14 protein-coding genes are annotated in these 18,827 nt (G+C 38.2%); 7 read left to right on the top strand and 7 right to left on the bottom strand.

Translation table 11 applies throughout. The annotated features are described in order from the left end of the window. Nucleotides 1-95: 95 nt before the first annotated feature. From OM074_RS09165 to ileS, 4 genes are all read right to left on the bottom strand, one after another. A complete protein-coding gene (locus tag OM074_RS09165) occupies nucleotides 96-2,504 on the bottom strand; it encodes an SLBB domain-containing protein (RefSeq protein ID WP_301199163.1) in 2,409 nt (802 codons plus the stop codon). A 306-nt stretch (nucleotides 2,505-2,810) separates the two neighbouring features. After that, nucleotides 2,811-3,413: a lipoprotein signal peptidase gene (locus OM074_RS09160; RefSeq protein WP_301199162.1), complete on the bottom strand. Its 603-nt coding sequence runs from the start codon at nucleotides 3,411-3,413 to the stop codon at nucleotides 2,811-2,813. A 124-nt stretch (nucleotides 3,414-3,537) separates the two neighbouring features. Then, nucleotides 3,538-3,915, bottom strand: coding sequence for a TraR/DksA family transcriptional regulator (locus OM074_RS09155; RefSeq protein ID WP_301199161.1), 378 nt, complete (start codon nucleotides 3,913-3,915; stop codon nucleotides 3,538-3,540). A 20-nt stretch (nucleotides 3,916-3,935) separates the two neighbouring features. After that, nucleotides 3,936-7,382, bottom strand: a complete 3,447-nt coding sequence (gene ileS / locus OM074_RS09150; RefSeq protein WP_301199160.1) for an isoleucine--tRNA ligase — start codon at nucleotides 7,380-7,382, stop codon at nucleotides 3,936-3,938. 465 nt (nucleotides 7,383-7,847) lie between these two features. Between ileS and OM074_RS09145 the strand changes: the two genes are divergently transcribed. Continuing rightward, the gene (locus OM074_RS09145; RefSeq protein ID WP_301199159.1) at nucleotides 7,848-8,852 is read left to right on the top strand and encodes a radical SAM protein; all 1,005 of its coding nucleotides are present in this window, start codon (nucleotides 7,848-7,850) and stop codon (nucleotides 8,850-8,852) included. 215 nt (nucleotides 8,853-9,067) lie between these two features. Here OM074_RS09145 and OM074_RS09140 read toward each other — a convergent pair whose 3' ends face one another. From OM074_RS09140 to OM074_RS09130, 3 genes are all read right to left on the bottom strand, one after another. After that, nucleotides 9,068-10,111 carry a 3-deoxy-7-phosphoheptulonate synthase gene (locus tag OM074_RS09140; RefSeq protein WP_301199158.1) on the bottom strand — a complete coding sequence of 348 codons (1,044 nt, stop codon included), beginning with the start codon at nucleotides 10,109-10,111 and terminating at the stop codon, nucleotides 9,068-9,070. Between the two features lie 194 nt (nucleotides 10,112-10,305). Then, nucleotides 10,306-11,382 carry a beta-ketoacyl synthase N-terminal-like domain-containing protein gene (locus tag OM074_RS09135; protein WP_301199157.1) on the bottom strand — a complete coding sequence of 359 codons (1,077 nt, stop codon included), beginning with the start codon at nucleotides 11,380-11,382 and terminating at the stop codon, nucleotides 10,306-10,308. 3 nt (nucleotides 11,383-11,385) lie between these two features. After that, a complete protein-coding gene (locus OM074_RS09130; protein ID WP_301199156.1) occupies nucleotides 11,386-12,597 on the bottom strand; it encodes a beta-ketoacyl-[acyl-carrier-protein] synthase family protein in 1,212 nt (403 codons plus the stop codon). Nucleotides 12,598-12,961: 364 nt separating this feature from the next. Here OM074_RS09130 and OM074_RS09125 point away from each other — a divergent pair, with 364 nt between their 5' ends. From OM074_RS09125 to OM074_RS09100, 6 genes are all read left to right on the top strand, one after another. Continuing rightward, a complete protein-coding gene (locus OM074_RS09125) occupies nucleotides 12,962-13,873 on the top strand; it encodes a hypothetical protein (RefSeq protein ID WP_301199155.1) in 912 nt (303 codons plus the stop codon). 9 nt (nucleotides 13,874-13,882) lie between these two features. After that, the gene (locus OM074_RS09120; RefSeq protein ID WP_301199154.1) at nucleotides 13,883-15,013 is read left to right on the top strand and encodes a StlD/DarB family beta-ketosynthase; all 1,131 of its coding nucleotides are present in this window, start codon (nucleotides 13,883-13,885) and stop codon (nucleotides 15,011-15,013) included. Nucleotides 15,014-15,025: 12 nt separating this feature from the next. Next, a complete protein-coding gene (locus OM074_RS09115; protein ID WP_301199153.1) occupies nucleotides 15,026-15,427 on the top strand; it encodes a DarG family dialkylresorcinol biosynthesis protein in 402 nt (133 codons plus the stop codon). 7 nt (nucleotides 15,428-15,434) lie between these two features. Continuing rightward, a complete protein-coding gene (darH, locus tag OM074_RS09110) occupies nucleotides 15,435-16,430 on the top strand; it encodes a BtrH-related acyltransferase DarH (RefSeq protein ID WP_301199152.1) in 996 nt (331 codons plus the stop codon). Nucleotides 16,431-16,464: 34 nt separating this feature from the next. After that, nucleotides 16,465-17,223, top strand: a complete 759-nt coding sequence (locus OM074_RS09105) for an ABC transporter ATP-binding protein (protein WP_301199151.1) — start codon at nucleotides 16,465-16,467, stop codon at nucleotides 17,221-17,223. 76 nt (nucleotides 17,224-17,299) lie between these two features. After that, on the top strand, nucleotides 17,300-18,571 hold the full coding sequence (locus OM074_RS09100; protein ID WP_301199150.1) for an ABC transporter permease: 1,272 nt from the start codon (nucleotides 17,300-17,302) through the stop codon (nucleotides 18,569-18,571). Nucleotides 18,572-18,827: the final 256 nt, after the last annotated feature.

The raw sequence follows: 18,827 nt of genomic DNA, 5'->3' as shown, positions 1-18,827 counted from the left end.
AACCCCTTCCACTAATCACCAATAACCATTGACTATTGACCAATGACACAATGTCAATTGTCTATTGACCATTAACCATTGACCAATCACTATCCCTAAAGTCTATCCGCAATCGTAATAAACGTCAGCGACATAGAAGCCAGGGCACTTCCGATTCCAATCCAGGCCTGCGGTGTCATACCTTGTCGTTCCGGTCTTTTAGGAATTACGATCTCTGCTCCGGGAGTAACTTTCGGATATCTTCTAAAGAACAAAAAGCCCTTGGTGGCATGAGATGCTCCATTAGCCATCAGCACATAGGTCTTACCTTTTTTAGCATTTAACGAAAACCCACCACTCATATTAATATATTTTTTTACACTAAATGATTTCTCATATACCGTGGATGAGGGGTTCAGGATCTCTCCAGAAATTTTTACAGTTTGCAATGAAGTTGGGATACGAAGCACATCCCCATTCCGCATATAAATATCTTCTTTTGAACCCGGATTTTTAATAATACGCTCCAAATTTACACTCACATTTTCAAAATCAAGTTCCGAAAAAGTCAGGGTTGAATCCTTTTCCATCAATTCATCCCTCTTAGCTTGCTCCTCATCACTAATATACACCTTCCTTATTAAGGTTGCTCCAATCGGGTAAGCATTTTCCCTTAACCCTCCTGCCCTTTTAATGACATCAGAAACACGCTCCTTTGCGGATGTCAGGTTATAGATACCCCCATACATAATCTGGCCATTAACCGTAACCGAACCATTGCTTTCCCACCCTGGCATATACCTAACAGCTATGGCATCATATGGCTTAAGTACAAACTGACTTGCCTGCTCATCCAGTTTTAAATCACGTGAAACCCTGAAATAGAATAATTCAGAACTTTGAGTGGAATTCTTATCTGCTTCATCATAAGATAACCTCCGTCGTACTTCAATAGTAGATTCTGAGGCACTCTCTTTAAACCCTCCTGCCATTAAAACCAAATCTTCTATAGTCAGGTTATCCGCATAAGGAAATTCGCCCATATCCTTAACCTCACCCCAAATAGCTACGGTTCTACTTTCCCTGGTATTATCAATAGAGGCAATAAAAACCTTATCGTTTCTTTTCAGGTCAATGCTTTCATTTCCACTTAATATTTTGCCCACATCAAACGAGATATTTTCAGGCGTATAATCTTCTTTTAATCGAGTAATCAATCCCCTGTTTAAAAAGGCATTTTCTATTACCCCATCAGCTTTATCTACCAAACCTTTTAAAGTAAGACCTTCTGTATATTCGAAATCCCCAGGACTAAAAACAGCACCACTAATGCTAACTATATTTTCATATCTGTTTAAAATCTTCCCAACAGACAGCCTATCCCCATTATATAATTCAATATCACTGGCATTATTTACCGACACCTCTTTAATTGCGCGTTCCTTACCAGTATTCCTGTATAGCTTCAGTTTGCTTTTATATGCTTCCTCAGTAAAACCACCTGCATAAATTATTAAATCCTGAACTGTTTCTGCATCTTTAGCCTCAAAAATACCGTTTCGTTTAAATTCACCATCTACCCTTACCCGCTTTTTATATGTAGGTATCATCACTACATCATTATCCATTAAAGGAACGTTTATAGTGCTATTCCCATTAATCAAATAATCATATACGTCGAGATTACTAATCACTTTGCCATTGCGGATTAAGCGTATATCCCTGAACGAACCTTGTTTATTCGGCCCTCCTGATAGATACAAAACATTGAACAGGGTAGAAGTACCTGGTAAAGTATAGGTACCTGGTGCAAAAACCTCACCCAGCACATTAACTTTAATGGATTTTAACTGACCTGTTCGTATTGAGGCAAACGTTCTTGGAGTGGAACTTCTTAAATCACTATAAATAGAAGATAGTTTCTCAGTAATGACTCCCTTAGCATATTGCATGGTATGCCCGCTTACATAAATTGGCCCAACCAAAGGAATATTGATTTGCCCGTTGGTATTTACCTCTAATTGATAACTCTGTTGCGATGCCCCCCAAATATCAATAATTACTTCATCGCCTGTACCCAAAACATAACTATCCGGTACGGGAATATTAACACTGGGCTCAAAGCTTAAATTGGTATTGTTAAAGAATGAAAAACCAAAAATCTTTTCTTCTACCATATTTTCATCTACCAGGGCTTTTTTTGACAGCTCAGTTACATTCGTAGCATTTTCACCTGTAGAACTGTTTTCCTGCTGATAATTATCAAGTCCCCCACTTAACTTAACCTCTTGTATCCTCTTTTGCAACAGAGAAATCTGACTATTCGACATCCCTTTTAAACGTGCCATATTGATAGCTTCGTTTTCACTCAAACCCCTACTCTCCATTTCCGAAATAATTTGCATTATCTGGTCATCAGAAAGGGCATTTACATCTACATTTTTAACATCTACATCCTGAGAGTATCCTTGATACGACGTACAAATCAAGACGCCTACAACCAATATCAGAAGTTTTTTTATCATGTGTTTACACTTTTAGGTACGCTTCGCTTCCTGAGCCACATATATCTTAAAGGGTCAGAAATTGATGAAAGTATCCAGTTTCAATATCAGTCACAAAAGGCATTCAACCAACTGTAACTCAAATATATTTACATAAAACATCCCAATAAATGAATCACGCCCATTTACCAGGATTTTGTTTGTTGTTTTTTTACAATTGCAACAATTAGTCAAAAAAACGCCGCAAGTTAGCCACTTTATATGAAATAGCCAACTTCCGGTCATATGCTTTCTATATGTTAGAAAAATTTAACACGTTTGAACGTATCACTTAAAATATTTACGGTGAAAAATTAAAATAATGGCAATTCCGACTGTTATCGCAGAGTCTGCAATATTAAAAACAGGACGGAAGAAAACAAAATGGTCTCCCCCCCATTTAGGCAACCACTGCGGGAAATAACCTTCTACAATAGGAAAGTAAAACATATCCACCACCTTACCATGCAAAAATGAAGAATAACCACCTTCTGCAGGGAACAAACTGGCGACCTGAGGGTAACTGTCGTTAAAGATCATTCCATAAAAAGCACTGTCAATGATATTCCCGATCGCACCTGCCAATACCAATGAAATACTGAAGATCAATCCATAGGGAACATCCTTTTTTGTAAGCTTATTCAGATAATAGCCAATACCAATAACAGCTATAATACGGAATACGCTTAGGATAATTTTCCCAAACTTACCGGCAAGCTCCATACCAAAAGCCATACCATTGTTTTCAATAAAATGAATGATAAACCAGTCGCCAATTACATTGAACTCTTCCCCAATCATCATATGGGTTTTCACCCAAATTTTTAATGCCTGGTCGGCTAGTAAAACCAATAAAACAACAGTTAAAGGCCTCTTTAAATATGAAAGCATTTATACAGACTAATAGATGAGAGACAACAGATCTTCAGACTACCTGTTGCCCTTTACAAACTTCTTTTATCTCTCTTTATAAAACCAACGAGCTATTAGCCATCAGCTATTAGCCATCAGCTTATTACTTCTGATTCCTCTTCGCATCAATACTCAAGGTAGCATGAGGAACAGCACGTAAACGTTCTTTTGAAATCAGCTTACCTGTTTCCCTGCATACGCCGTAGGTTTTGTTCTCGATACGAATCAATGCAGCCTGCAAATGCTGAATGAATTTTAGCTGGCGTTGGGCCAGCTTCCCAGCTTCCTCTTTTGAAAGCACGGCAGCTCCTTCTTCAAGGACTTTAAACGTGGGAGACGTATCTTGCGTATCATTTCCATCTCCATGCGTTATTGTATTACGAAGAAGTTCGTAATCTTTTTTAGCCTTGTCTAACTTTGAAATGATAATTTCCTTAAATTCTTTCAACTCCTCATCGGAATATCTTGTTTTCTCTGCCATAACGTTAAATTTGAGTTTCACTATGCTTTTTTACTCACACAGATGTAGGTCTCGACATTGTTATCAATCTCTACGAGTTTTCCTTCGGTTTCGTTACACGAATCCGCAAGATTTATTTCCTCGGCTAAAGTTTGTGCTGCAATATAATCTTTAAAGTTGATTACAGCGTCATTTATAGCGTCATTTTTCTGTATTTTAAGTACAATTTTATCGGTAACATCAAAGCCCGAATCCTTTCTTATATTCTGGATTCTGTTAACAAATTCTCTTGCAATACCTTCCTGCTTTAACTCCTCATTAATGTGAATATCCATAGCAACCGTAAGCCTTCCTTCACTGGCAACCAACCATCCAGGAATATCTTCCGACATAATCTCAACATCTTCAAGAGACAACTCAACCGGCTGCCCGTCTATATCAGCATTTACCTTTCCGTCCTTCTCAATGGCAGCAATATCTTCCTGCTGCATCTGGTTAACAAAAGCAGCTATCTGCTTCATCATTTTACCGTACTTGGGACCTAAAGCTTTAAAGTTTGGTTTAATTTTTTTAACCAACACACCGGAAGTGTCTGTAAGGAATTCCATTTCCTTTACGTTAACTTCTGACAATACCAAATCTTTCACTTTCTCTACCTGGTCATGGAACTCAGTATCAAGAATTGGTATCATTATTTTTTGCAATGGCTGACGAACCTTTAAGCTTTCTTTTCTTCGCAATGCCAACACCATTGATGAAATATCCTGAGCATAAAGCATACGCTGTTCAAGTGCCGTATCAATCATTGAATCATCGGCCTGAGGAAACTTGCTTAAGTGTACAGACTCCACTTCCTCTTCACTTGAAACCATTTTCAAATCCTTATACAACTGATCCATATAAAACGGAGCAATTGGAGCCGACAGCATAGCCACCGTTTCCAAACAGGTGTATAATGTTTGATAAGCGGCAAGTTTATCTTTTGAAAAGTCTCCTCCCCAAAAACGCTTACGATTTAAGCGCACATACCAGTTACTTAAATTTTCTGTAACAAAATTCTGAATAGCTCTACCTGCTTTTGTTGGTTCATATGCTTCAAAACTTGAAGTTACGTCTTTGATTAAGGTATTTAACAATGAGATAACCCAACGGTCAATCTCCGGCCTTTCTTCAACAGGTACCATTTCTTCTTTTCCCGTAAAGCCATCAACATTGGCATAAAGGGCAAAAAACGAATAGGTATTATATAAGGTTCCAAAAAACTTACGCTTTACTTCATCTATGCCATTCTGGTCAAACTTCAGGTTATCCCATGGCTGGGCATTAGTAATCATATACCAGCGAAGCGGATCGGAACCAAACTTCTCAATTGTTTCAAATGGATCGACTGCGTTTCCTAAACGCTTGGACATCTTATTCCCGTTCTTATCCAAAACAAGGCCATTTGAAATGATATTTTTAAACGCAACCGAATCAAACAACATAGTTCCCAAGGCATGAAGCGTAAAAAACCACCCGCGGGTCTGATCCACGCCTTCCGCTATAAAATCGGCAGGAAACACCAGCTGTGATGCCCCGGCATCACAGCTGGTTTCGAACGGATAATGCATTTGAGCATAAGGCATTGCCCCCGAATCAAACCAAACATCAATCAGATCTGGTTCACGGAACATTTTTTCACCATCATCACTTACTAAAACAATATCATCAACATAAGGACGGTGAAGATCTACTTTTTCGTAGTTCTCCTTAGAAAAATCTCCAGGCGTAAATTCCCCATACGGACTTTTCTCCATCACCCCGGCTTCAATTGCTTTGTTAATTTCGGCTGTTAATTCCTCAACCGACCCTATACATTTTTCAACCTTACCATCTTCCGTTCTCCAGATTGGAAGAGGAGTACCCCAGTAACGGGAACGGGAAAGATTCCAGTCAACCAGATTCTCCAACCACTTACCAAAACGTCCTGTTCCTGTTGACTCAGGCTTCCAGTTGATGGTTTTGTTCAACTCCATCATCCTATCCTTAACTGCAGTAGTTTTTATAAACCACGAATCTAAAGGATAATACAGAACCGGCTTGTCGGTCCTCCAGCAATGAGGGTAATTATGGGTGTGCTTTTCTACTTTAAAAGCTTTATTTTCAAGCTTCAACATTACAGCAATATCCACATCTAACGAAGGATCCTTGTCTGTAAGTTTTTCATCATAATCATTCTTAACAAATCGACCTGCATACTCCAAATAAGTATCCAGGTTTACAAAATCTTTAACAAAGGCAGCATCCAGGTCTTTGATCAGGAAGTACTTTCCGGTTTTATCTACCATAGGATTTTGCTTTCCATCTTTATCTATAAGAATCAATGGCGCAATTCCGGCTACTTTTGCCACCCTGTCATCATCAGCACCAAATGTAGGGGCTATATGAACGATACCGGTTCCATCCTCAGTGGTAACATAGTCTCCCAAAATCACCCTAAATGCGTCTCCATCCGGCTTGATCCATGGAATCAGCTGTTCATATCTTACGCCTTCTAGTTCTTTTCCTGTGTATTCTTCAAGAATTTCAAAAGGAATCTTTTTATCGCCTGGCTGATAATCTTCAAACGATAACTCTGCATTTTTAGGATTAAAATAGGCCGACACCAAATCTTTCGCCAAGATTACTACGGCTGGCTTCCCGGTATATGGATTAAATGTTTTTACTTTTTGATAAGTTACCTGGGGACCTACAGCCAAAGCTGTATTTGAAGGCAAAGTCCATGGAGTGGTAGTCCAGGCCAAAAAGAACAATTCTTCTTCAACCCCTTGATATAAAAACTCTGACTTGTCATCCTTCACAACCTTAAACTGGGCAGTACAGGTAGTATCTTTTACATCACGATAGCATCCCGGCTGATTCAATTCATGCGTACTCAAACCGGTACCCGCAGCTGGTGAATAAGGCTGGATAGTAAATCCTTTGTAAAGCAGTCCTTTTTTATATAATTCCTTTAACAGGTACCAAAGCGTTTCTATATACTTATTTTCATAAGTGATATATGGATCTTCCATATCAACCCAATATCCCATTTTATGGGTCAGATCTTCCCACTTATCGGTAAATTTCATCACATCCTTACGACATGCTGCATTGTATTCTGCTACAGAAATCTTCTTACCGATATCTTCTTTTGTGATACCCAAAGACTTTTCAACACCCAGTTCCACTGGAAGGCCATGCGTATCCCATCCCGCTTTCCTTTTTACCTCAAATCCTTGCTGGGTTTTATATCTACAAACAATATCTTTTAATGAGCGCGAAATAACATGATGAATCCCCGGCATTCCATTAGCAGAAGGCGGTCCTTCGTAAAAAACAAATGTTGGATTTCCTTTTCGTGTAGTAACACTCTTTTCAAATGTTTGGTCAGCTTCCCATTCTTTTAACACATCTTTGTTAACCTGAGACAAATCTAACCCTTTGTATTCTTTGAATTTAGCACTCATTATATTATATGAATTTCCTTCGTTTTAAAAAAGTGTACAAATATAATAGTTCATTATATCAATGACAACAGGAAATTTATTTTATTTAGAATAGGTGATTGCTGGAAGCCGATAGCTCTTAGCGGGTAGCTTATAGCTTATGGCTTATAGTGGGTAGCTTATAGCGGATAGCCGATAGCTTATAGCTAATAGCCTATAGAGATTAGGGTGCTATGCATTTAGGATAACTATATCTTGAAATGTTTTCCCATAACGTAATCCGAGGTCTCGGAGGCAATGCTGACGCAATCAAAAAGCACGAAGAGGCGTAATAACCTAAGGCTATGAAGTGTTAGAGAGGGAAGTACCATGCAGCAGGCATGGGAATGGAGGTCATTCAGTTGCCATTTGATAAAAATTCGAGGAAGCTTGTTGACTAAAAATCTGCAGCATTATCCTATTTTTGTAACAAAATCAAATATTCGAATGAATTTTTACAAATTGATCAGCATCAGTCGCAAAATTAAAAGCGACAATTTGAAACTATTTGGAGTTTACATTTTACATATATTGGGGAAACGACACCTATCTATTAGAATAGACCCTTCTTTTAATTGCAACCTATCCTGCAGGATGTGTTATTTTAGCACACCTGAATACAGACAAAACAATAACGGTATTATTCCGGAACAAGATTTCGAACATATTGCCCGGGTTTTATTCCCCAAGGCGCTGCAGGTTTACATTGGTTGTGGAGCAGAGCCGACAACACATCGTAAATACATTAAACTTATTGAGCTGGCTAAACAATACAAAGTGCCACATATCGGAATTGTAAGTAATGGCCAGTTAATTACCGATGATCAGATAAAAAGAATCATTTTAACCGGAACAAACGAACTAACTCTTTCATGCCATGGCCTCACAAAAGACACCTTTGAATATTTTATGAGGAATGCAAGATTTGACCAATTCATTTCACTCCTGAAAAAAATCAATAAATACAAAAAGGAATTAAACTCATCAAGGCCAGAAATAAGAATCAACTATACCGTAAACCAAAAAAACCTTTCTGAATTACGCAATTTTATGGATATAATAGGTCCGCACCACATTTCATCACTCCAAATTCGACCTGTGTTAAATATTGGAGGTTCCTACTCCGAGTCCATTACTGACTCTCAAATATCAGAATACAATGAAATTATTAATTGTTTAAAAAATGAATGCTCAAAAAGAAATATTAGACTTTTAGCAAACAAAACCGATATAAAATACCAAAAGAAAAACAGCAATAAAAAAGTAACCGAAGCAGTTTACTGCTACATTGGGCCCAAAACTGCAAACAAACTAAACTTCGACTGGAAATCAATCTCATTTACCGATTTTACAAAGAAAACTCAATGGAGCAAAAAGGTAGTAAAGATGTTTTTCAATGATAAACAATCTTCAATTAATGAAGCTGCCGGCAATTATGATGTTTTTGAGTAAATATTTAACAACGATGAAATCACTTTTTATTCATACTAATAAGCAAAGCACTCTTTATAACTAGAAACTCATTCACATCAATTTCTCACTTCCTTTCTCACACCTGCATTTCAACAGAAATACAATATTTGCTATTTGCCACACGCCACACGCCATAAGCTATCATCAATGAGCCACGGGCTATCAGCTACTAGCTATAAACCATTCGCTATCAACTATAAGTTACTAGCCAACCCCTTCAACAATTCCTCCGTTTCCTCCCAACCAATACACTCATCGGTAACAGAAACCCCATATTTTAATTGAGACAGATCCTCAGGGATACTTTGCTTACCAAATTCAAGGTTGCTCTCAATCATTACGCCCATGATCGATTCATTACCATCCTTTATCTGTTTTTCTATATTCTTTAAAACATCCTTTTGGTTGGCTGCTTTTTTGCAACTGTTGGCATGACTACAGTCAATCATGATTCTTGGAGCTAAACCAGCCTTTATAAGCCTCTTTTCATACTCAGCAACACTTTGCGCATCATAGTTAGGTTTTTTACCTCCTCTCAAAATAATGTGCGTATTCTCATTCCCTTCAGTCCTGATCACAGCCACATGCCCATCCGGGTCAATACTGATAAAATTATGCGGGGCTGCAACCGACTCTAGCGCATTTATGGCAATTTCAATATTTCCATCCGTGCCATTTTTAAAACCAACAACCGATGACAAACCACTGGCCATCTTTCTATGACTCTGTGATTCAGTCGTTCTGGCACCAATAGCTGTCCACGAAATCAAATCCTGAATATACTGAGGTGTAACAATATCCAATGCTTCTCCTGCAACAGGCAACCCCAACTCCGCAATATACGAAAGCAATTCACGTGCCTGCTTCAACCCCTCCTCCAACTCAAAACTATTATTCAAATAGGGATCATTGATTAAACCTTGCCACCCCACTGTGGTACGTGGTTTTTCAAAATAAACACGCATAACCAGATACAGGGTATCTTTCACCTGATCAGCCAACTTTTTCAACCTGCGGGCATACTCTTTTGCCGCCTTAATATCATGAATTGAACAAGGCCCAACTACAACTAAAATTCTTTTATCATCCCCTTTAAGGATATTTTTAATTGTACTCTGCCCCTCTTCAATGGTTTTTATAATATTTTCGTTTAGTGGATACTGGTCTTTTAGCTGGTTTGGTGTTAAAATAGCCTGTTCGGCATTTATATTGATATTCTCTATTCTCTTATCAGTCATTTTTAAGATACTTGTATTTGCCTGTTAAAATATGCTGCGAAAATACATGATATTTCTCATTATCCTGAGCAATAAGTGTTTTTTTTCAGAATTCTTATTATAGAAACCATTTCTAACAACAATCCACCCAAACTGTAGTTACTCCTCACCCGGCATTCTTTTATTTAGTCTCTGCAAAAAAGCTACTGTTTTTACTAAACCCCTTTAACCAATACAAAGGAGAAATTCCTGTTATTAGCATGTTTAACCAGCAACACATTTCTCAGCACACCTCTCTCTCTTCCCACTTCTTTATCCGCTCTGTGAATCACCGCATATTGCGGTAACTCCTCACCGCTTGCAATTTTAGAAACAAACCACAAGGAAAAAGCCCCGTCACTATGATAATTGCCACATATATGTTTGTAATACAATACATTTTTATCATTACAAAAACCTGTTATAAATCCTTTGTAAGACAGATCATTTTCGCAGTCCCCATTCAAACCAAGCACCACCGAATCAATATCATCCTTCGACACTCCATTACTTACCAAAAAGCTCAACACCTTATCTTCCAAACTAATTTCCGGAGGCAATGCATAAAACACTTCCACCCCAATTAATTCCAGCTCTGCATTTTCGGGAGATTCAGAAACCATCATAAAAGTAGCCCCTTCACCGGGGATAGTTCCTTTAGTTTTACTGTTCTTAATGCTCAAATTATCTTCCTGCTCCGTTTTCCACTGGTTTACCGTTTTCTTCAAACCATAATTTTCCTCTGTCAATTCATCGGCTGCACCAATCAAAATATTATTGACACCTTCACTTTTCAATCTGACACCAGCATCCAGCAAAACCGTTTCAAAAGCAGAATCATCATGTGTATATACCACATTATACCCTTTACAATCATAGGCCAGGGCAAGATTAGAGCCCACGGCATTGTGCGTAGATTGAATAAAACTTGTTGGGGTCAGCAACATTTCATCATTATCGAGTATTTGGTTTAAAAACCTTTCTGAATCATCAACACACCCCATGCTGGTGGCCGTAATAATAGCATCAGGTCTTTCTATACCCAGGTTTTCCAACGACTTTTTTGCACACACCAGGTTAATCCGGTTAAAACGATTCATCCTCCGCAATACTTTTGGAGGTATATATTTTTTAAACTCCGGAGTTCTGCACTTCATCCATTTAGTGTACGACTCCAGCGTCAGGGGAAGATGGTTGCATTCAAAAGTATCATGTGCCGAAATAGCAACAATTGATTTTATATATATTCCCATACTTTAATTACTATTCGTTTGTGATAAGATAACAGAAGTATCGTTCCCTCCAAAACCAAAAGAATTGCTCATAACATGTACAACCTTCTCAGGTTTTGATTCTGTAACCGGCACAATATCTACTCCATGAATAGGTGTTTTAAAATTTAGATTTTTATATATCATCTGATTTTGGATACTTAAAACACTAAAAATCGCCTCAACAGATCCTGCGGCTCCCAAGGTATGACCTATATAGGGCTTTAAGGAGGAGAACGGCGGATATTGCCTTCCAAAAATTCGTTGGATCGCTGCACTCTCTGTTACATCATTATTTGGTGTTCCTGTTCCGTGGGCATTGATATAATCAATTTCCAAAGGATTTATCCCTGCCATTTCCATGGCACCTTTCATACATAAGTAAGGGCCTTCTCCTGTATCTGAAGTTGCTGTTTGATGAAACGCATCGTTATTATTGGCATAACCACTAACCATGGCATAGGTGTGCTTATTCTTTTTTCTTACCTGATCGCTACTTTCAAGCACCAGGAAGCCAGCTCCCTCGCCCAGATTCAATCCGCTCCTGTTATCATCAAAAGGTGTACATGGCTGTTCACTTAAAATCATCAAGGTATTAAAACCATTAAGGGTATATTTACATAAAGAATCAGCCCCACCAACTATAACCCTGTCGAGCCGCTTGCTCTTTATCAAATCCGCTCCCAGAGCAATAGCATTTGCACTGGATGAACAGGCTGTTGTAATTGTAGTAACAAAGTCATAGATCCCATATAATTCCGCAATCATTTCGGCAGTATATCCTTTGCTTTGAGACGATATGATAAATTTTGGATTGCCACCCTGCTGTTTATAATGGTTTTCAGCAACATCCATCCCACCAACCGTAGTACCAACAATAATTCCTGTGCGGATAGCACTATCACTCTCAAAACCGGCATCTTCCATAGCCTCCCTTGCAGCCCAAAGAGCCAACAAGGTAGTACGGGGATATTCCTCGTCTTTATCCAGTCCCAAACCCAAAATCAATTCTTCATTAGAAAAGGCAACTTCTGAAACCAAAAATTTTTCCTTATGAACTGTATTCAGGTATTTAATTTTCCCAATACCGCTACGCCCGGCTTTTATTGAATTAAAATTTTCTTCTACATTTTTTCCGATACCGGATATAACACCCATACCCGTAATATAAACTCTGCTTTGTTCAGGTGATTGCATATAATACCATTTTATAAAAAAAATTCCTGGTATTATGCCGGTCAATAAAAGAATCAGGTACCATTACAGGTAATTCAAAATTCAACAAAAACCGGAATAATTGGATTAAGTAACATCCTCATATAGTTTATATGAGATTGTAATCACAAACATAAGAAAAAATCATTCCCCCTGACAATAATCCTCAACATTTGAACCAATTGAATATTTGTTTAGTAAATATATTAAGGTATTTTTGCACCAAACTTAAACCCGTATTATGCATTAGAAATTTCTAATTCATATTGCGGGCAATATACCGTTTCCAAATATGTTATTGTTTTCATTGTAAAATGAGAACAGACTAAGAATGATTTAGCTAAATATGAAAAACATACTGGTTGTGTACTTTTCTCAGACAGGACAGTTGAAAGCTGTTGTTGATTCTGTGATGGGAAAGTTGGCACAAAGCAATGAAGTTAACATACATTATGAGGAATTACGACCGGTAAAGGAGTACCCTTTCCCCTGGAGAGATCAGTTTTTTGATGTGTTCCCCGATAGCGTTACAGAAACCGGCTGTGAGTTACAACCATTTAGTTTTGATTTAAATGCCCATTACGACCTGGTTGTTTTAGGATGCCAAACATGGTTTCTATCTCCATCTGTACCTGTAACAGCATTTCTGAAACACCCTCAAATAATAAAGTTCTTAGCAAAGAAAAACATTGTTACAATTCACGGGGCAAGGAATATGTGTTTTTCCGCCCAGGAATCGATAAAAAAATACATTAGCAATGCAAAAGCCAAACTTGTTGGCAATATTGTTTTAGGGGACAACAACACCAATTACATTTCAGCTATTACTATTATCAAATGGCTGGTGTATGGCAATAAAGGGCCTTATGGTTTCCTTCCTGATGCAGGCATTAGTAAAAAAACAATACAAGAGGCTTCTGTTTTTGGAGAGGACCTGATGAATTTTATAAAATCTCCGGATAGTTACCTGCTACAAAACGAATTGGTTAACAAAGGAGCTGTTAATATCAGGTTTTCGGTTTTGGCAACGGAATTGAACGCAAAAAAAATATTTAAAAAATTTAACAGATATGTTTCTAAAGCTCCTAAAGGCAGCAAGCTATGGCACAAAAGAATAAAAGTATTCAGAGCCTATTTGTTGTTTGCCTTGTTTGGCCTGTCGCCTATTGCCATGTTGGTATTTAGCCTGGTGCATTTACTTTTTAGGTTTAGAACAAAAAACATAATCAAATATTATCAGGGGATTCAAAGAAATTAACATTTAACTATGACATACATTAATAAGATATCTAAATTTTTTCCGAATAAGGCAGTTGGGAATGATGAAATGGAGGATTACCTGGGGAAAATAAAAGGTCTTAGATCAAAAGCAAAAAACATTGTTCTTCGGAACAACGGCATAAAAAACAGGTATTACGCTCTCGACAAGGAAGGCAAGATCACCCATTCTGTTGAAGACATGGCCGTAGAAGCTATCAATGCCTTAAAACAACAGGGTGTAGACCTACAAAGCATCGACCTGCTTACAAGTGGATCTGCATCTCCGGATATACAAATGCCTTCGTTGTCATGTATGGTTCATGGCCGATTGGGTATCGGAGCTATAGATGCCATGTCGGCAACGGGCTCATGCAACAGTACCATGTGGGCGCTCAATTACGCGCACATGTCTATCTTAACCGGTTCTTCAAAAAATGCGGTATGCGTTGGTGCCGAAAACATGTCGAGCTGGATGATGTCAAAGAATTTTGAAGAGGAATCTACTCACCTTCAGGATCTGGGAGAAAACGGATATGTAGCTTTTGAAAAAGAATTTTTAAGATGGATGCTGTCTGATGGTGCAGCTGCTGTATACCTGCAGGATAAACCCAACGAAACAGGCATTTCGTTAAAATTAGAATGGCTGGAAATTAAATCATATGCCCACCTGGCAGAAACCTGTATGTATGCCGGGGGATTAAAAGATGAAACAGGAAAAGTTCATCCCTGGAGAAGTCTTGACCCCAAAGATTTACTCGACAAGTCGGTTTTTTCATTGAAACAGGATTCTAAGCTTCTGGAGAAATATATCACCAGGTTTGGAGGAAAGTTTTTATCTGAATTGCTCAAAAAGCACGATTTCTCCCTTGATGAAATAGACTATTTCATGCCTCATATTTCATCTATGTTCTTTAAAAAACATATTAACCAATCCTTAATCGACGAAGGGTTGCATATTGATGATGAGAAATGGTTCCTTAATTTACCCAAAGTAGGTAATGTGGCTGCTGCTTCCGGCTTTATCATGCTTGAAGAAATATTTAATTCAGGAAACCTGGTAAAAGGCCAGAAAATTTTAATGATGATTCCTGAAAGCGCAAGGTTTTCATACACCTATGCTTTATTAACTGTTGTTTAATAACATTCAGACATGAAGGTTAACGATGTACCCCAGGATCACTCGGATAAGTTCAAGAAAGAATTTAGTGTTCTTGAGTTTGCAGTGGATGAAAAAGGGAAATACAAAGCGGTAAAAAGTACCGGTTTTGAACCTAAAAATGTGGCACTTGAACAAGCCTGGGAGTTTGAGGAAGAAAAATTTGAAAAGGCCAGGGTATTATGTCAAAATAAAAAGAAGAGTTTCATCTATTTTCATATGAAAAAAAATATGATGAACATTAAAATTTTGTCAGGTTACACAGGTTACAGTTGGTTTAAGGTATGGAAAGACTGCCTGTACAAAAATGAAAACAAACTAACTGAAAAAGAGTTGGATAATTATCGTTATGCCTTTGGCTACAAAACGGTTGACGAAGTAAGAAATATAGATTAGTGCTGTAATGAAGATTGAATTCGATCATCAGATGTCGTCCCATTGCGAAAATGGAGTTACAAGGAATTTATTGCGTCATGAGGGAATTGACATTAGTGAACCAATGGTATTTGGGATAGGGGCAGGATTGTTTTTTGCCTATCTCCCGTTTATAAAACTGCATGGGGCTCCGGTTTTCTCATTCCGTCCTATGCCGGGACATATTTTTAAACATGCAACCAAAAACCTCGGCATAAAAGTAAAATCACAAAAGTTCAGGTCGCCTGCAAAAGCCATGGCCAAACTGGATGAAAACCTTTCCAAAGGCATTCCCACAGGCATGGTGGTAGGCGTTTATCACCTTTCTTACTTTCCGCCTCAATATCGTTTTCATTTCAACGCCCACAACATTGTAGGCCTGGGAAAAGAAGACAACCAATATTATATCAGCGATCCGATCATGGAAAATGTTGAAATGCTTTCGCAGGAAGAGCTCATAAGGGTTCGGTTTGCCAAAGGCACTGGAAGCCCTAAAGGCAAGATGTATAGCGTGGAATGCAACAAAAGCCTGGGAGATCTGGATACAGCAATTAAAAAAGGAATTAAAAAGAATGTAACCCAGATGTTGCATTACAAAGGCATAGTGGGTGTTGATGGCATGATGTACCTAAGCAAACGAATGAGAAAATGGCCTAAAAAATATGGCAATAAAAAAGCGGAAAGGTTCTTAGGCCAGATAGTCCGCATGCAGGAGGAGATTGGTACCGGCGGTGCAGGCTTCAGATTTTTGTATGCGTCATTTTTACAGGAAGCTGCCCAAAAACTTGAAAATACCCAATTAGATAAACTATCTGCCGACATGACTCAAATTGGAGATCTGTGGCGCGAATTTGCCGTTGAAGCTTCCAGAATATACAAAAAAAGGGCTGGCAATACCAGTTACAACGATATTGCGGACAGGCTATATGACCTGGGACAGAAAGAAAAAGTGTTATTTACTCATTTAGGAAAAGCCATCAAATAATCTTTTGGAGATTATGGCATAAAATATCGAACAAATGAACAAGGATTCAGAAACCATATTGAAATTTCAGTCTGTTACGAAGTTTTATAAAGGAAAAGCTGAACCTGCTGTTGACCAGGTATCGTTTGATATTGCTAAAGGTGATTTTTTTGGACTATTAGGGCCCAACGGAGCCGGCAAAACAACTAGTATTTCTATTATTAGCAGCTTACTAAAGCCCTGTTCCGGAAAATGTATAATCAATAATCTGGATATTGCTTCGAACCTGAAAAAAACCAAATTTTTTATTGGCGTGGTACCCCAGGACATTGCGCTATACGATAGTTTAACAGCAAAAGAAAACCTGCTGTATTTTGGTAGTCTTTACGGTCTCCCAACAGCAAAACTAAAATCAAAAATAAACGATCTCCTGACAGAATTGGGACTTGATCATGTTCAAAACAAAAAGATCTCAACCTTTTCGGGAGGCATGAAGCGACGTATCAACCTGATAGCTGGACTTCTTCATTCCCCATCGTTGCTAATCCTTGATGAACCCATGGTTGGAATAGATGTACAGTCTAAAAATGTGATCCGTAAGTTTTTAAAACAGTTAAATGATAATGGTACTACAATAATATACACATCCCACATTATGGAAGATGTGCAAAAACTTTGTAATCAAATCGGGATTATAGATAAAGGAAAATTGATTGCAAACTCAAGTCCCCGGGATTTATTATCAGCAAACCCGGAATGCGAAAACCTGGAAGCCGTTTTTCTTAAACTAACCGGAGAAAAACTCAGAGATTAGATTAACGCAATTTAAGATTAAAAAACAAGCTCCTTTATATATCTTGATACTTGATACTTGATACTATTTTAAACCTATGAAGAAACTCCTTTTTTCCTTATATAAAGAATCACTACTCCTCATTCGCGACATACAAGGCGTTATGCTGTTGTTTTTTATGCCGATGGTGCTTGTGGTTGTGGTGGCCCTGTTGCAGCATAAAACGTTCCAAAACCTTTCCGAAACAAGCATCTCTGTAATCATTGTTGATAAAGACAACGGAGAAGTGGGACAATCACTTAGGGAAGGAATTAAAAAGCAAAAGATATTTAGTGTTACAGAATTTATAGGAGACAGTATACACCTGGAAAAAAATGCAAGGAAACAGGTTGCTGAAGGAGATTACCAAATAGGGATTATCATACCCAAAGGGGCAACAAAAGCCATTAAGCAACGGGCCCTTTTGCTTGTAAAACAGCAAATCCCCTCAATAAAAGCAGATACCACACACACACAAGGTTCAACCGAAATCAATCTATTATTTGACCCGGTAACCAAAGAATCGTTTAAACTCCTGGTAAAAAGCAGTTTTGCAGAGTTTTCTGTAAAAAGCGAAATGTCTATCATTTTTAAAACCTATACAAAGGTGCTGGATGCTTTGATGAATACAAAAAATGATATTTCATACCCTGAAGAGCCAGCTTTTGTTATAAAAGAAGATATGGTAAGTGAATATAACGATGGGATTTTACCGAATTCAACACAACACAACGTCCCTGCCTGGACTCTTTTTGGCATGTTTCTGATCTGCATACCTGTTGCCGGCAATGTAATCAAAGAACGCACTGATGGCTGTTTAGCCCGGATTAAAACAATTCCAGTCAGTTATTTTCTGGTTATGAATGGTAAGATACTGGTATATGTTTCCATTTGTGTGCTCCAGGCTATTGTTATCTTACTTATGGGAATGTATATACTGCCATTAATGGGATTACCAAATCTTCAGATAGAAAACTATTCTTCATTTTTGCTGATTTCTTTTGCTGCCGCTTTTGCAGCCACCGGCTACGGGATAGTGATTGGTACTTTGGCCTCAACCGAAGTGCAGGCATCAACTTTTGGATCTGTTTCCTCTGTAATTTTGGCTGCTTTGGGAGGAGTATGGGTGCCGGTAAACATTATGGGACCGCTTATGCGCCAAATAAGTGCATTTTCACCCCTGAATTGGGGTGTTCAGGGCTTCTATGGAATATTCCTTCGTAACGATGGAGTTACGGACGTATTTCCCTATGCAAACCGCCTTGTTGTATTCTTTGCAATTTGTATGGTGATTAGCATAGTTTTTAGAAAATACCAAACAAAACATTAAGAAATAAGTTCACTGATACTGTGTTGCTGGTTGTTGGTTAAGCTTAATTCCTGTTACGAGACCATTTGGTTAAGACTTCGGATATTTTCAAGCAGGGTTTCGGCCCATATTCGGATACCATAACCGAACCCTATCCGAACACAACCCGAACAAACCCGAGCGCTACCCGAACAATTCCCGAAGCCGTATCGAAAAAGCACCCAAAAAGCGATTTTTCAGAATAATTTTTGCCGATTTAGGCCATTTTCAGAATAAT

This window comes from Plebeiibacterium marinum (assembly GCF_026013615.1).
Taxonomy (GTDB): domain Bacteria; phylum Bacteroidota; class Bacteroidia; order Bacteroidales; family Marinilabiliaceae; genus Saccharicrinis; species Saccharicrinis marinus_A.
This window is presented reverse-complemented; position numbering and strand designations above follow the sequence as displayed.